This is a genomic window from Parvularcula mediterranea, from assembly GCF_013085255.1.
GTDB classification, from domain to species: Bacteria; Pseudomonadota; Alphaproteobacteria; order Caulobacterales; family Parvularculaceae; genus Parvularcula; species Parvularcula mediterranea.
On record NZ_JABFCX010000003.1, the window covers coordinates 89,769 to 103,788 of the forward strand.

The window sequence follows — 14,020 nt, forward strand, 5'->3', positions numbered from 1 at the left end:
CATCCTTTGTCGGGATGAAGGTCGCAGGTTCCGTGCCTGCCGAGCTCATACGCTTGTCAGCTATAAAAGTGAGCAAAAACATTGTTATAGTTGGTGTGTGCAGAATGCAGAAATCCGCGGACGTGCGGAATGCCAGAGCGCCTTTCGCAGAATATCCGTGCACTCTGCAAAGAGCGATGAGGCTCGAAGTTCACGCTCAATTGGGGAGGTTTTGGACAGGCATCTCCACCAGTGAAGGCGCCCTTGCAAAACACGACCGCATTTTAGCGATATCGTCGTGCATCCTGCGATCCGCTAGAGACGGAAAGATGGAAAAGCAAAAAAATACAATAGGATAGCCCACTCACTCCATTCGGCCTGGCCTCTGCAACGTCTCCTGCGAAACCGAAAGAGGAGTTTGCAATGTCAGCCTGTGCAGTGAGAGAAACCACCGAAGCGCTCGGCACCCGGACGATCGAGCTTGAAGGCATCAAGATCGCCAACGCGTCGAAGGATGAAGCGCTCGAAGACCTGCGCCTTCGCCTCGACCTCCGCCAGCGGTCGCGCATCATGTTCATGAACGCGCATTGCTTCAATGTCCTCAGAAGCAATCCCTACTATGCCACGGCGCTGCGCAGGGCCGATGTTCTACTCCCTGACGGATCTGGCGTCGCCTTCGCCGCCCGGATGAAGCAGCAAAAGTTCGAAGCCAACCTCAACGGTACCGATCTCGTCCCCGCACTGTTCGATAGCCTGACGGACCGGAAGACCCGAGTCTTTCTCCTCGGCGGAACGGAAGGCGTCGCGGAAGAAGCTGCCGCCAACATCACTGCCGACTGGCCCGACATCGATATTGTCGGCACACGCAACGGCTACTTTGCGCAGAGCCAATCGACAGAAATCGTCAAGGAAATCAACGCGACAGACGCAGACATCGTCCTCGTCGCCATGGGCGTTCCCCAGCAGGAGCTGTGGATCGACCGTCACGGTGCAGCGCTTGAAGCGCCGATGGTCCTCGCGGTGGGCGGTCTCTTCGATTTCCTCGCAGAGCGCGTCTCCCGTGCACCGACGATCGTGAGGCGGACGGGAATGGAGTGGGGCTGGCGGATGATGCAGGAGCCGAGCCGGCTCTGGCGTCGCTACGTGATCGGCAACCCGGTCTACCTCTCCCATGCCCTCGCAGACGGCATCCGGAGTCGTCTTCGTCAGTGTCATGATATTCTGGCGCGTGGCCTCGATATCGTCGGCTCGGCCGCAGCCCTGCTCCTCGCGGCACCGATCCTCCTGCCAGCCATGCTTGCGGTAAAGCTCACAAGCCCTGGCCCCGTCTTTTTTCGCCAGGAGCGTGTCGGGAAGGGCGGCCGCCTTTTTCAGATGCTGAAGCTCCGCTCCATGGTCGTGGACGCCGAGACCCGGCGCGCTGAGGTCGAGAAGCTCAACCACCACGGCGAAGAAGCGGTGACGTTCAAGATCGCCGATGACCCCCGCATCACGCCAGTGGGCAAGTTCATCCGCCGCTACTCGATCGACGAGCTGCCTCAGCTCATCAATGTCCTCCAAGGCGACATGGCTCTCGTCGGTCCCCGTCCGCCGCTGCCGGAAGAAGCCATCCAGTACAGCGGCGAGGCATGGGTCAGGCTTTCCGTGAAACCCGGCATCACGTGCTTCTGGCAGGTCGGCGGGCGCGCATCTCTAGGCTTCCGGGAGCAGGTGCGCCTCGATCTTCAGTACATTCGCGAACGGGATCTCGTCACCGATATCGAAATACTCGCCAAGACACCGCTCGCCGTGATTACCGCGAAAGGTGCCTATTGATGGGGATCACCGGAGAGTCTTGCATTTTGCAAAGCGAGTATGTTGCAATTTGCAAGAATACGAAACGGAAACCCAGTGTTTTTGCGGTCTTCTGTTCCGGCACGGCCCGTGAACCTTGGTTCTTCGAGACTTCGGAGACGGGTGATGGCCATTGATGACCTTCGGGAGAGCCTTATGGGCAACGAAGACGCAGTTATGGATGATCAGAGTGAGCTGCAGATCGCGCTGCGTAACGCAGTCATTGATCAGGCGCTCGACTGCGTCGTCATCATCGACGGTATCGGCAAGATCATCGAGTTCAATCCTGCGGCGTGCAGAACCTTCGGTTATCGCCGGGAAGACGTCATCGGCCTGAACCTCGCCAACGTCCTCGTTCCAGAGCGTTTCCGCCAGATGCACACGGACGGGATGGAGCGCTTCAAACGGACGGGCGAGGGCCCTGTCATCGGGAAGCGGATCGAGATCGAAGCTCTCTGTGCGGACGGTGCGGAGATCCCCGTTGAACTCGCGATCACTCCCGTGAATTGCGACGGCGTCCATTACTTCACAGCCTATCTCCGCGACATCAGCCTCCGCCTCGAAGCCGAGGAGGAAGTGCGCGCGTCGCAGAACAAGTATCAGAACCTGTTCGAGCTCTCGACCGATGCAATCATCGTCCACACTGTCAAAGGAGAAATCGTCGAGTTCAATTCCAAAGCAGCGAGCCTTCTCGGCCTGGAGCGGGAACACTCGATCGGCAATCACGTCAAAAGCCTGCATCCGGACAGCGCTATCCCCGCGGCCAAAGCCGCCTTAGGCGAGGTGATGGCTGGTCGGGAAGTCAGTATCGAGACAGAATTCCTCAGCGCGTCGGGTGAACCCTTCGCAGCCGAGCTGACCGCGCGCCAGGTGGATACCGAGGCCGGTCCGCTCGTCCATGGCGTCGTACGCGACATCTCCGAACGCAAGCAGCACGAGGCTGAACGCGACCGCTACGAAAAGCTCCTCGCCCACGCCCAGCGCCTCGCGCAGGTCGGTAGTTTCGAGTGGGAGATCAAGTCCGGGACCTTCTTTTGGTCGCCAGCTACTTATGAGATCTTCGGCCTTGACGCCGAGAAGCCAGCTCCGACCACGGAAGAGTTCACGGCTCTCCTTCACCCCGAGGATCTCGCTAGGCTTGAACCCGAGGTCCGGGCCGCTGTTGCAACGGGTACGGATCAGGAAGTGACCCACCGGGTCATCCTGCACGACGGCTCGATCAAGACCGTGGAGACGCGGATCCAGACCCTGCGCAGCCCGAACGGCACGCCCTACCGCCTTGTCGGTACGATCCAGGACATCACCAAAGTCGCCGAGGCCAACCAGGCCCTCACCGAAGCGAAAGAGGCGGCAGAAGCAGCCAGCATCGCGAAGACACAGTTCCTAGCATCCATGTCTCACGAAATGCGCACGCCCCTCAATGGCGTGATCGGCCTTCTGGATCTCCTTGGTGAGACGGCGCTGACGGAGGTGCAGACCAAGTATCTGGAGCAGGCAGCCGCATCTGCGGACTCGCTCCTGACCCTGCTGTCGGACCTCCTCGACCTCTCGCGCATTGAAGCCGGCGAGATCGAGATCGAGCGCAAGCCGATCCTGACCCGTGACTTCATCGATCAGTCCGTGTCCGTCATCAAGGCAACTTTCGCCGACCGTCAGCCTACGATCGACGTTCGCATCTCTCCGACCACGCCCGATGCAATCGAAGGCGACGCCGCGAGGCTGCGCCAGGTGCTGGTCAACCTTCTCTCCAACGCCGTGAAGTTCACGCCTTCTGGCGAGGTCAAGGTGGAGGTCGACTATGACCCCGCCGCATCGAGCCTCCAACTCGACGTGATCGACCGCGGAATCGGTATCGCAGAAGACGTGCTCCCGCGGCTCTTCGACCGCTTCGTCCAAGCCCATACCGGGCTTAGCCGCCGTTACGACGGGGCAGGGCTCGGCCTTGCCATCTGCCGCGACTTATGTCGCGCCATGGGCGGCGACATCAGCGCCTCCAGTACCCTTGGTGAAGGCTCGCGTTTCTCCGTATCCGTCCCCGCTGCCGCAGCGCAAATCGGCGGTCAGGAGATCAAGGCCGACAACCCGGGCGACGCTGCAGCTGAGCTTCTCAGCGGGTTTTCGATCCTGATCGCGGAAGACAGCGATACCAACGCCCTCGTCGTCTCCCGCCGTCTGGAGCGGCAGGGCGCAAAGGTGGTCCGCGCTCGCGACGGCCGCGAAGCTGTGCTCAGTGCACAAACCGGCTCCTATGACGTCATCCTGATGGACGTCTCCATGCCCGAGATGGATGGCCTCGAAGCGACCCGCGCCCTTCGTGCGCTTGGCGGTAGGTTTGCATCCGTTCCGATCATCGCCCTGACCGCGCACGCGCTGCGCGGCGACAAGGAGCGGTGCCTCGAAGCCGGGATGAATGGCTATGTCAGCAAGCCGATCGCCACTGATGAACTCATCAGCAACATTCTCCGTACCGTGACTGACAGGAGGCCCTCAATGCAGGACGATCTTCTCGTACCCGACACATCCGTCAACGACTGGCAGGACGATCCCGAACTCTTCGCCGAAGTCCTTGAAATGTTCCGCGGCGAGCTTGCAGGCTACCGTGAGGCCTTGAGCGAAGCTGGCCAGGCAGAGAGCAACGAAGTCTTCCGCCACATCCATTCTCTCAAGAGCTCCGCAGGCAATGTCGGCGCTCTGCCGCTTCAGGCTCTCGCTACGGAGCTCGACAGCCTCTCCAAAGACGGTCGCGCCAGCGAAGTCATCAGCAGGCTGCCGAACCTGATCGACCTGATCGCCAAGACTGAAGCGGCCATCGACAGCGCATCAGGAAGGATTGCGTCATGAAGACCACCGTCCTGATCATCGAAGACAGCCCCTCCATGGCGCGGACCTATGATGGTTTCCTCCGCCGCGCCGGGATGGAGACGATCGTGGTCGAGACCTGCGCAGCGGGCATCGATGAGATCTCCCGTGAAGAGCCCCACGCCGTGCTCCTCGACCTGCACCTGCCGGATGGCAGTGGCCTGAAGCTCCTCCGCTGGCTTCAGAAGGAAGGCCGCAAGGTCCCCGTCATCGCGATCACTGCCAATGGCTCGATGGGCACAGCCGTCGAGGCCATGCGCGAAGGTGCCCGCGACTTCCTCGTCAAACCGTTCAGTGGGCCGAAGATGATCGCTGCGCTTGAGCAGATGTGGATGCGTACGGAGGAAGAGACAGACGACACACCCGTTCCTGCGCCCGCTGCCAAGCCGCAGCCTCAAGAGAATCAGGCAATCGCCTCCCAGATGATCGGCGAGTCCCTGCCGATGAAGGCAGTCTACAAGATCATCGAGGCTGCAGCGCCCAGCGACGCCAGCGTCTTCATCACCGGCGAAAGCGGCACCGGCAAGGAGCTCGCCGCCGAAGCGATCCACCGCAATTCTGGCCGCAGCCGCGGTCCCCTCGTGATTCTCAACTGCGCTGCCATCGCGCCGAACATGCTGGAGAGCGAAGTCTTCGGCCACGTGAAGGGCGCCTTCACCGGAGCCGTTTCCGACCGCGAAGGCGCAGCGGAGAGGGCTCACGGCGGGACGCTCTTCCTCGATGAACTCGGCGAGATGGAGATCGGCCTCCAGAGCAAACTCCTCCGCCTGCTGCAGGAAGGCACCTACATGCGGGTCGGCGAGTCCAAAGAACGCCGTGCCGACATCCGGTTCGTCGCTGCCACCAACCGCGACCCGAGGAAGGCCATCGTCGAAGGCAAGCTGCGCGAAGACCTCTACTTCCGCCTCAACGTCATTCCCATCACCATGCCGCCCCTGCGAGAGCGAGGCATGGACACGGTGCTCATCGCGTCTTCGTTCCTTGAGCGCTTCGCCAAGGAGCACGGCAAGACGCAAACCACCTTCGACGAAGGAGCCCGTGCGGCCCTCGCTTCCCATGGCTGGCCAGGCAATGTTCGTGAGCTGATGAACGTCGTCAGGCGCGCAGTCATCCTCGGTACGGGTCAAGGCGACGAAGTCACAGCCGAAGATCTGGCCCTCGCCATGCAGCTCGACGGAGAGGGACAGGCGCCGGTCGTGAGCTTTAGCGAAGGGGCATGGGATGCCGTCGTCGAACCCCTTCACGTGACGGAACGCAGGGCCATCGAGCGGGCCCTCGCGGTCACCGAAGGCAACATTCAGGAGGCCGCCCGCCTTCTGGAAATCAACCCCTCGACGATCTACCGCAAGAAGACCTCCTGGGCCGTTTAAAACGCTCGCTGCTGCGGCGTCTTTGAGCACAGCAGCGATCAGTGCTTCACTCTCTTCCAAACACAGGCGGAGAGGGCTGTTCTCACCTTCCGCCAAGGGCAGGAGGGCGAGCGATTACAATGACTTCGCTTGAGTTCGTTTGAGTAAGCGCGCCGAGGAGATTTCTGCGCGAATCGATGCCGTTCATCGCGAGGGGCTCTGGCGCTTCGTTCGGAGGGTGTCGGCCTACTATCTCGCGGGCGGCGGGTTGATTGCTGCGCTCATCTTCCTTTTCCCGGCGGTGATCGAGGTGCTGCCGGTCGGCGGCATTCAGGATTACGGCTCCTTGGAGTTCGATCCGATTGTCGCGGGAGAGATCACGCGGACTGGACCGGCGACCGCCTATTCATGGCTTGAGGATGCGATCACTTTGTTCCTCGCCATGCTCTGTTCGCTTGCGCTGATGGTCCCGGTGGCTTGGCTCTATAAGGACATCCATCAGGGTCAGGACTATGACCACTCCATTGACGAGACCACGTTGGTCATGCCTGCCGTGGTCGCAGGGGTCGTCACCGTCGCGCAGCATTCCCTGGCGCTCGCTTTCTCCCTCGCAGGGATCGTGGCTGCCGTCAGGTTCCGCCGTGCCCTGAGCGATACGTTCGACACGCTCTTCATCTTCGTCGCCATCGGCGTAGGCCTCGCAGCGGGCGTTGGCGCCATCGAGATCGCCCTCGTGACCACGGTCTTCTTCACCTACGCCACGGCCTTCATCTGTATCTTCGGCGACGGCCTCGAAAGCCGCTTCGTCGCCAAGCGCCAGCGTGAGGAAGAGCGCGCCGCCAAGAAGGCGCGCAAGGCCAAGGCCCTCCGCGCAGAAGAGAAACGCCGCCAGGAAGCGCAGTGGGCGGATGAAGGAGTAGGCCGATGACCGTTCGCATTTTCGCCCTCGTGCTGGCCCTCGCCGTCAGCATTGGCGCAGCCCGGGCCGAGCGGATCGTCGCCATCGGGGACATCCACGGCGACTACGACGCCTACATCGCCGTCCTTACCGAAGCAGGGCTGGTCGATGACCGCTTACGCTGGAGCGGCGGCGACACGGTTCTTGTCCAACTCGGCGACGTGCCTGACCGCGGGCCTGACACACGGAAGATCCTCGACCACCTGATGCGCCTTGAGAAGCAGGCGAAGCGAAAAGGCGGCAAGATCGTCCCCCTGATCGGTAACCACGAGGCGATGAACATCACGGGCGACCTGCGTTATGTCGATCCCGGAGAGTACGCCGCCTTCGTCACAGGTCGCTCCGAGCGCACCCGCGACAGGTTCTATGCCCGCGTCAGGGAGCAGTACGCCGCCTCGCTCCTCTCAAGGGATCCAACCCTGACGCCTGAGCAGATCCGTGCACGGTTCGATGAGCTTCACCCGTTGGGCTATGTTGAGCACAGGCAGGCATGGGCCCCGGGCGGGGACTATGGCCGCTGGGTTGCCGATAATGATGCCGTGGCGCTCATCGACGGTACGCTCTTCGTTCACGGAGGGATGAGCGAGGGTTGGATCGAGACTTCGCTCGACGCCATAAACTTCGCTGTCGGCGAGGCGCTTTCCGGCCTTGAGGCAGAAGCCGAGATCATCGCCAGCGAAACCTCGCCGCTCTGGTACCGGGGCAACGTCGAAGGCTCGCTGGAAAGCGAAGCCGAAGTCGATCGGATCCTCGCAGCTTACGGAGCAGAGCGGATCGTCGTCGGCCACACGCCGCAGCTCGAAGGTATTCGCTCCTTCTACGGAGGGAAGGTCATCGCCGCAGATACGGGCATGTCGGACCATTATGGCGGGACCCGGTCGTGGCTCTTGATTGATGAGGGCAGCATCACCGCTGTCGACAACGGCACGCGCCGTGTCCTTGAGGGGGAGGGGAACCCATGAAACTGATCGGTTGGCTCGCAGCTCTGGCAGCACTCGTCTCGCCAGCGCTCGCTCAGAAAGACGTCACTCCGCTTTTCGCCGAAGACGCGACCCTTGCGATTACGCTCACTGGTCCGTTCAAGGAGCTCCGCAGCCGAGCGGGCGATGAGGAGCCACAGCGCTATGATGCTGTGATGCGCCTCGAGGGAACGAGCGCCGAGACCCATGCCATTAACCTGCAGGCTCGGGGCAACTTTCGCCGCGACCGCAAGAATTGCGGCTTCCCGCCGCTGCGTCTCCGGATCAACGAGAAGCCCGGCGATGCCTCGCTCTTTGACCGCCAACGCTCGCTCAAGCTCGTCACCCATTGCCGCGATCGTGCGCAGTACAGGGACTATCTCCTCGCCGAATACACCGCCTACCGCCTTTATGGCCTCCTGACCGAGGAGAGCTTCAAGGTCCGGCTCCTCGATATCACCTATGTTGAAGAAGCTGACGGTTCGGTTGTCACGACCCAGTCGGCCTTCTTCATCGAGGATATCGACGACCTCGCCGACCGCTTCGGTAAAGATGAAGTCGAGGCGGACCGCGCCACCCAAGAGGCTCTTGTAGCCGATGCTGCGGGCCGTCTTTCGGTCTTCCAATACATGATCGGCAATACGGACTGGTCGGTCTTGCGTGGCCGCGAAGATGATCCGTGCTGCCACAATATGAAGATGATCGGCGCCACCGAGGAAGCGCGCACCGACCTCACACCTATTCCTTACGACTTCGACCACGCAGGGCTGATCGATGCCCGCTACGCAACGCCCCCTCCGGGTCTCGACCTCGATTCCGTCCGTGAACGCCGTTACCGAGGCTTCTGTCGTCACAACACCGAGGCGCGGGCGACGATCGAGAAAACGGTGTCGATGAAGGACGCCTTCCTCGCAGAAGTGGCGCGGACGCCTGGGCTGACCGACCGCAAGCGCGGTGCCATGCGGCGCTATCTCGAGGGCTATTTCAGGGATGTTCGCAGCGAGGACATAGCCGAGCGGAAGCTCCTGCGCGACTGCCGCTAGTCCTTCGGCAGGTACTCTTTCATCGTCGCGCGCTTGCCGCGACCTTCATCGGCTATGAGCAAGGAGCCATAGGCGGTGAGGGCAATGCCCTCCGGCTGCGGATGAATACCGTCCACGAGACGAAAGACAGACTTCGGCTCACCCTCCGAGGAAAGGCGCATGACAAGCGCTGGCGAGTGGCCGAGGACCAGAACGTCCCCCGTCTTCGTATCCCGCTCAAGACCCGTCCACCTCATCCCGGCAGGCACCGGCAGATCGCGCGGCGGCAAGCTGACCCAGACCTCAGGCTCTGAGAGACGGGTCTCAAGGCTCCAGCGATGGATCGTCAGCCGGCCACGATCTTCCTTGCACAGAAGAAAGAGCCCTCCGTCCCCGCTTGTCGTCAGCCCCTCGACCTCACAACGCGCGCTGACACCTGTGTCGTAGACATTGAAGCGAACCGTCCCCGGCTCGTCTTCGATCGGAGCTTCGTAGATCAGCCCTGAGCTGGTCACGAGATAGAGGAAGTCCTCGGTCGCCGTGACCCCCTCGAAGTCCGCCTTCACCGAAGGCTTGCCCAGCTTGATCTTTCCCCGGATGTGGCCACCGTTCGTCTCGACGAGATAGACGATCCCGCGCTCATCATCGTGCGCATAGACCATGGCACGCATCACATCATCGGCGCCTGGGCCATCGACAGGGGCCAGCCCCGAAACCTCCTCGAGGACCTTCTCCAACCTGATCTGGTCGGGCAGCTCATACTCCTGCGCCGCCGCTGAGGGCAGCGTCAGCAGGGCAAAGGAAAGAAGGGCGCGCAGCATCCGGCCAGCGTGGAACCATCTCCGCCCGCCCGCAAGCGTTCTCAGTGCTCCCTGATCGCCTCGATCAGCTCGCCCTTATCCATCTTCGAACGCCCGTCGATGTCCAGTTCCTGCGCCCGGTCATAGAGCTCGTCCTTCGTCCGGTCTTCGAGGTTCGAAGCCTTCCCGCCTTTCTCCGACGGGCTCATCTCGTCATTCGCCTGAGCATTGGCGATCCGCGCAGCCTTCTCCTTGCTCGCGCCGTCCTCGCGCAGGCTCTCATAGACCTCATCGTTCTTGATCGAGGGGCCGTGGTCCTTGGTCATGCTGGTCTCCTTTCCGGAACCAACAGCCAGGAGCGCGATCCGTTGCGCTGTTGAAAACGCGAGGTGGACGTTCCGCCAGCGCGCGGGAAGGGTGCGCGCCTCTTCTTATTGAACCGAACAGAGGGCAGAAGTCTCATGGCCGACGGCAGCGCATCCTTCGAACCCGCCACCGGCGGCAGCACCGACACCGTCGCAGGCGAGCGCCTGCGCCTCTTCATCGAGCGGGTCGAGAATCTCGAGGAAGAAAAGAAAGAGATCATGGACCAGGTCAAAGAGGTCTATGCCGAGATGAAAGGCGAGGGCTACGACACCAAAGTCGTCCGCCAGATCGTCCGCCTCCGCAAAATGGACCGCGCTGATCGGCAGGAGCAGGAAGCTCTCCTTGACCTCTACCTCTCGGCTATCGGCGAAGCCTGATCGGCGAAGAAGGAAAGCTGGGCACTCCCGGCTTCCCGAAAGCAAAAAGCGCGGCCCGCTTGGGACCGCGCTTATTTTCTGTCTTATTGAGGTCTTGGCCTACCGGCCCGGAGGCAGCGCGAGGCAGTCCTGACGCTTCGCCTTCAGGCGCGTGCAGACCTCTTCCGCCTCGGCTGCGGTCACTTCAGCGAAGCGTGCCCGGTAGAGCGTCCGGCCCCGGCTGGTGTTCGGCAGGATCAGGCGCTCGGCAGTCGGCGCAACGCCACTGACTTCCGAGACCATCTCTTCAAGACGGGCCATGGCGAGCTTTTGCTGACGATAGGCACCAACCTGCACGGTCCAGTCGCGAGGATCGGTGACCTCGGTGTCGCCTTCCATGACGGGCGTATCGAATTCGATGGCCGCCACGGCCTGGGCGAGCATCTGGAAGTTGAGGTCATCAGCCGTCACGAGTGCCGGATCCATGTCAGCGGCTGCCAGCGCAATCGGTGCGGAGCCAGGCTTCATGTTCGGGGTCGGCGGGCGGCGGTAAGCAACCTTGATTCGCGAGGGCCGCGATTTGATGGCTGCAAAGCCGCGGTCGAGGATGTCGCGCATGTGGCGGTCACGGGTCGTGCCCGAGCGGCCACCGAGGACCACGCCAACCAGCGGATGGCCATTGCGCTCAGCTGTGGTCGCAAGGTTATAGCCCGAGGCGCGGGTATAGCCGGTCTTCAGGCCCGTCGCGCCTGAGTAGTAGAGCGAAACCTTGTTGTGGCTGCGATAGGTGCGGCCGTTCCAAGCGAAGCTCTTCTTCTGGAAGTAGTGCTGGTACTGCGGGAAGTCCTGGCGGAGGCGCTGGGCAAGCTTTGCCATGTCCCGAGCGGTCGTCACCTGACGACGGTTGGGCAGGCCACTGGCATTGCGGAACGTGGTCGAACGCATGCCGAGGTCACGGGCCGTCCGGGTCATGCGCCGGGCGAAGGCCACTTCGCTGCCGGAGACATGCTCAGCGACGGCAGACGCAGCATCGTTGGCGGACTTGATGACCAGCGCTTCGATGGCCGTCTCGACCTTGAGCTTCGAGCCAGTACGGAGGCCGAGCTTCGAGGCCGGCTGGCGTGCCGCGTAAGAGGAAATCTTGATCTTGTCGTCGAGCTTGATGCGGCCTGCCTCGATGTCCTCGAACAGGACGTAGAGGGTCATCATCTTGGTCAGGGAAGCGGGGTATCTCCGCGAGTCGGCATAGCGCGAAAAGAGGACGTCACCGGTCCCTTCGTGCATCACGAACGCCGCATATTTCGGGTTCGCCTGAGCCTGCCCGGCAACAAGCATCACCGCAGCGCAACAAACAGCAGATATAAAGCCGGAAAGCTTCGCTAACATTCTGAATTTCGCCCCACAACTAGAGGAAGAAGCTAGCGGCTCACGGAGCCGTGTGCACCTTATTTTTGAGACACGATAACGGTTCTCAGCCTAGTAGAAACGTTCTAAGCAAAGTCTTAACACGGCGGTCACTTGGGGCACCGAGTCGCCTTTTCTCGCAGAGTTGAAGTCAAACACGTATGTCGTGTTTGTGCGCTGCACAAATTTCCTTGACGAGGCTGGTTCGGTTCTCTATGTTGCGGTGCAGCATGGGACTTGAACGATCTTGATCCCGTGACCCGGCGCCGCTCCGGGAGTTTAAGGCGGCGCTGTGAGACAAGAATAAGAACCGATCAGGAGTTACCCAATGAGCGCAACGCGCAAAACCACCGCCAAAGCTACCGAAGCCGCCAACGAGTCGGTCTTCACCGCAGCCAACACTGCTCAAGCCTCGATCAACGAAGGCGTTGAGCGCATGACCAAGGGCATGACCCAAATGGGTTCGTTTGCTCAGGACAACACCGAAGCCGTCATGCAGGCCGCTTCTGTCGTCGCCAAGGGCATGGAAAAAGTGACCCAAGAGAACGTCGACTACGCCAAGTCGCAGTTCGAAACGGCTCAGGACAAGGTCCAGGCCCTCACCAAAGCGAAGACCCCGCAAGAGTTCTTCGAAGCGCAATCCGAGCTCTTCCGCACCTCGATGGAAGCTCAGATCAGCCAAGTGAACAAAGTCAGCGACATGATGATCGCGACCGCCAAAGACGCTGCCCAGCCGCTCTCCAAGCGCTACAGCGCGATGGTCGAGCTGATGCAGCAGCGCTAAGCGCTGACACGATCGCATTCGGGGGAATGCAAGGCCCCGCTGGTGAAAACCGGCGGGGTTTTTCTTTGCGCAGTCGCCCGGCTCAGCTACTCCCGATGGAGGAGGGTTCCCCAATGCTTCACCGGTTCCGCTCAATCGCCTTGCCGCTCATGGCGCTGCTTCTCGCGTCGTGCGCCAGCCGTCCCGCTGAGCCCGAATTCGCCGCCAGGCTCGATGCTCTGATGCCCGACCTCCTGGCCGAGGAAAAAGCCGCCGGCGTAGGGATCGCCGTCATTCGCGATGGCGAGGTCGTCTGGACGGGGACTTATGGAGAGCAGGCGCCGGGCGTTCCGGTGACCCTGTCGACCGTCTTCAACACGGCTTCCATCGCAAAGACCATTACCGCTGAGACCGTCATCACTGCGGCGGCGGAGGGCTTAATTGATCTTGACGAACCGATCGCCGGGACGATCACCGACACATCTCTCAGCAGCGATCCGCGCTATGCGCTTCTGACCCCGCGCCTCCTCATGTCTCACCGGGCAGGTCTCCTGAACTGGGCCTACGCCTATGAGGACGGCGTTCTCGCCTTCGACCACGATCCGGATACACGCTTCAGCTATTCCGGAGCAGGGGTTGAGCTTGCCGCAGAATTCGTCGGGGCGAAGCTTGGGAAGAGCTATCCTGAAGCAGCGTCCGACCTGGTACTCCGCCCGCGAGGCATCGAGGCGATAAGCCTCGGCGATGTTCCCGACGCATGGAACGATGGCAGGCTCGCTCAGCCGATGGACGCTGAAGGCAGCTGGCGCGCGATCGAAGAGGTGAATGCCGCGCTCATGTCCGAAGATGACGACCGGATTGGCGCTTCGGACGATCTCCTCGTCACGGTCCCCGCCTACGCCAAGCTCCTCGTGAGCCTCCTCGCAGAGCCGGGCTCTGAGAACGCCCAGACGAATCGCAGGGAGATCCTCACCACCCTCGAAGGCGACCCGGTCTATAACTGCCCCGAGGTGAGCTATCTCACCTGTCCTGACGCCTATGGCCACTCGATCGGGTGGCAGGTTTTTCGCTGGGGCGACCACGACGTCATCACCCACAGCGGCAGCGACGCAGGCGAGAACGCGCTCGTCCATTTCTCTCCCGATACCGGCAATGGCGCGGTGATCTTCGTCAACGGAGCCAATGGCTGGGTGGTCATGACCCGCGCCGTCGAGGCCATTGGCGATGAGCCGGAGTTCGCCAACTACTACCGCGGGCTCATCGAAACCGTCCTTGGCCGCGAGATGCCTCCGCTCGATCGCTGAGCGCCATCGCCCACGGCTTGCAGGCAGGACGAAACCGCGCGAGGTTCCCGGCTCTGTTTTAAGGGGAG

At 61.7% G+C, this 14,020-nt stretch carries 12 protein-coding genes; 9 read left to right on the plus strand and 3 right to left on the minus strand.

The window, feature by feature from the left end; translation table 11 throughout:
* Window positions 1–402: 402 nt before the first annotated feature.
* The 6 genes from HK107_RS09275 to HK107_RS09300 all read left to right on the plus strand — a co-directional run bounded on the left by HK107_RS09275 (window position 403) and on the right by HK107_RS09300 (window position 8,980).
* Window positions 403–1,794, plus strand: a complete 1,392-nt coding sequence (locus HK107_RS09275) for a WecB/TagA/CpsF family glycosyltransferase (protein ID WP_173199027.1) — start codon at window positions 403–405, stop codon at window positions 1,792–1,794.
* A 144-nt stretch (window positions 1,795–1,938) separates the two neighbouring features.
* Window positions 1,939–4,653 (plus strand): PAS domain S-box protein, encoded by a 2,715-nt coding sequence (locus tag HK107_RS09280; protein WP_173199029.1) that lies wholly within the window; start codon window positions 1,939–1,941, stop codon window positions 4,651–4,653.
* Complete coding sequence (locus HK107_RS09285) at window positions 4,650–6,041, plus strand: sigma-54-dependent transcriptional regulator (RefSeq protein ID WP_173199032.1); 1,392 nt, start codon at window positions 4,650–4,652, stop codon at window positions 6,039–6,041. The genes HK107_RS09280 and HK107_RS09285 overlap by 4 nt, the downstream gene beginning before the upstream one ends.
* A 139-nt stretch (window positions 6,042–6,180) precedes the next feature.
* Entirely contained in the window at window positions 6,181–6,948 is a 768-nt protein-coding gene (locus HK107_RS15515; RefSeq protein ID WP_198912381.1) for a DUF4956 domain-containing protein, read from the plus strand.
* Window positions 6,945–7,940: a metallophosphoesterase gene (locus HK107_RS09295; protein WP_173199034.1), complete on the plus strand. Its 996-nt coding sequence runs from the start codon at window positions 6,945–6,947 to the stop codon at window positions 7,938–7,940. Before HK107_RS15515 ends, HK107_RS09295 begins: the two co-directional genes overlap by 4 nt.
* Complete coding sequence (locus HK107_RS09300; RefSeq protein ID WP_173199036.1) at window positions 7,937–8,980, plus strand: hypothetical protein; 1,044 nt, start codon at window positions 7,937–7,939, stop codon at window positions 8,978–8,980. The genes HK107_RS09295 and HK107_RS09300 overlap by 4 nt, the downstream gene beginning before the upstream one ends.
* On the opposite strand, the gene HK107_RS09305 is transcribed toward HK107_RS09300, so the two are convergent.
* Both HK107_RS09305 and HK107_RS09310 read right to left on the minus strand, forming a co-directional pair.
* The gene (locus HK107_RS09305) at window positions 8,977–9,780 is read right to left on the minus strand and encodes an SdiA-regulated domain-containing protein (RefSeq protein ID WP_173199039.1); all 804 of its coding nucleotides are present in this window, start codon (window positions 9,778–9,780) and stop codon (window positions 8,977–8,979) included. The two genes, HK107_RS09300 and HK107_RS09305, sit on opposite strands and share 4 nt — an antisense overlap.
* 41 nt (window positions 9,781–9,821) lie before the next feature.
* Complete coding sequence (locus HK107_RS09310) at window positions 9,822–10,085, minus strand: DUF7218 family protein (protein ID WP_173199041.1); 264 nt, start codon at window positions 10,083–10,085, stop codon at window positions 9,822–9,824.
* Window positions 10,086–10,220: 135 nt separating this feature from the next.
* On the opposite strand from HK107_RS09310, the gene HK107_RS09315 reads away from it, so the two are divergent.
* Window positions 10,221–10,502 (plus strand): DUF2312 domain-containing protein, encoded by a 282-nt coding sequence (locus tag HK107_RS09315; protein ID WP_173199054.1) that lies wholly within the window; start codon window positions 10,221–10,223, stop codon window positions 10,500–10,502.
* Between the two features lie 99 nt (window positions 10,503–10,601).
* On the opposite strand, the gene HK107_RS09320 is transcribed toward HK107_RS09315, so the two are convergent.
* The gene (locus HK107_RS09320; RefSeq protein ID WP_173199056.1) at window positions 10,602–11,816 is read right to left on the minus strand and encodes a D-alanyl-D-alanine carboxypeptidase family protein; all 1,215 of its coding nucleotides are present in this window, start codon (window positions 11,814–11,816) and stop codon (window positions 10,602–10,604) included.
* A 397-nt stretch (window positions 11,817–12,213) separates the two neighbouring features.
* On the opposite strand from HK107_RS09320, the gene HK107_RS09325 reads away from it, so the two are divergent.
* Together HK107_RS09325 and HK107_RS09330 are read left to right on the plus strand one after the other, a co-directional pair.
* Window positions 12,214–12,669, plus strand: a complete 456-nt coding sequence (locus tag HK107_RS09325) for a phasin family protein (protein ID WP_173199058.1) — start codon at window positions 12,214–12,216, stop codon at window positions 12,667–12,669.
* 113 nt (window positions 12,670–12,782) lie between these two features.
* The gene (locus HK107_RS09330) at window positions 12,783–13,952 is read left to right on the plus strand and encodes a serine hydrolase domain-containing protein (RefSeq protein WP_173199060.1); all 1,170 of its coding nucleotides are present in this window, start codon (window positions 12,783–12,785) and stop codon (window positions 13,950–13,952) included.
* Window positions 13,953–14,020: the final 68 nt, after the last annotated feature.

Excerpts from the sequence above, each read along its gene's own strand:
- HK107_RS09315 (WP_173199054.1), top strand. The coding sequence starts at position 10,221 with ATGGCCGACGGCAGCGCATCCTTCGAACCCGCCACCGGCGGCAGCACC.
- HK107_RS09310 (WP_173199041.1), bottom strand. The coding sequence starts at position 10,085 with ATGACCAAGGACCACGGCCCCTCGATCAAGAACGATGAGGTCTATGAG.
- HK107_RS09325 (WP_173199058.1), top strand. The coding sequence starts at position 12,214 with ATGAGCGCAACGCGCAAAACCACCGCCAAAGCTACCGAAGCCGCCAAC.
- HK107_RS09295 (WP_173199034.1), top strand. The coding sequence starts at position 6,945 with ATGACCGTTCGCATTTTCGCCCTCGTGCTGGCCCTCGCCGTCAGCATT.
- HK107_RS09320 (WP_173199056.1), bottom strand. The coding sequence starts at position 11,816 with ATGCTTGTTGCCGGGCAGGCTCAGGCGAACCCGAAATATGCGGCGTTC.
- HK107_RS09300 (WP_173199036.1), top strand. The coding sequence starts at position 7,937 with ATGAAACTGATCGGTTGGCTCGCAGCTCTGGCAGCACTCGTCTCGCCA.
- HK107_RS09275 (WP_173199027.1), top strand. The coding sequence starts at position 403 with ATGTCAGCCTGTGCAGTGAGAGAAACCACCGAAGCGCTCGGCACCCGG.
- HK107_RS09285 (WP_173199032.1), top strand. The coding sequence starts at position 4,650 with ATGAAGACCACCGTCCTGATCATCGAAGACAGCCCCTCCATGGCGCGG.
- HK107_RS09330 (WP_173199060.1), top strand. The coding sequence starts at position 12,783 with ATGCTTCACCGGTTCCGCTCAATCGCCTTGCCGCTCATGGCGCTGCTT.
- HK107_RS09305 (WP_173199039.1), bottom strand. The coding sequence starts at position 9,780 with ATGCTGCGCGCCCTTCTTTCCTTTGCCCTGCTGACGCTGCCCTCAGCG.
- HK107_RS09280 (WP_173199029.1), top strand. The coding sequence starts at position 1,939 with ATGGCCATTGATGACCTTCGGGAGAGCCTTATGGGCAACGAAGACGCA.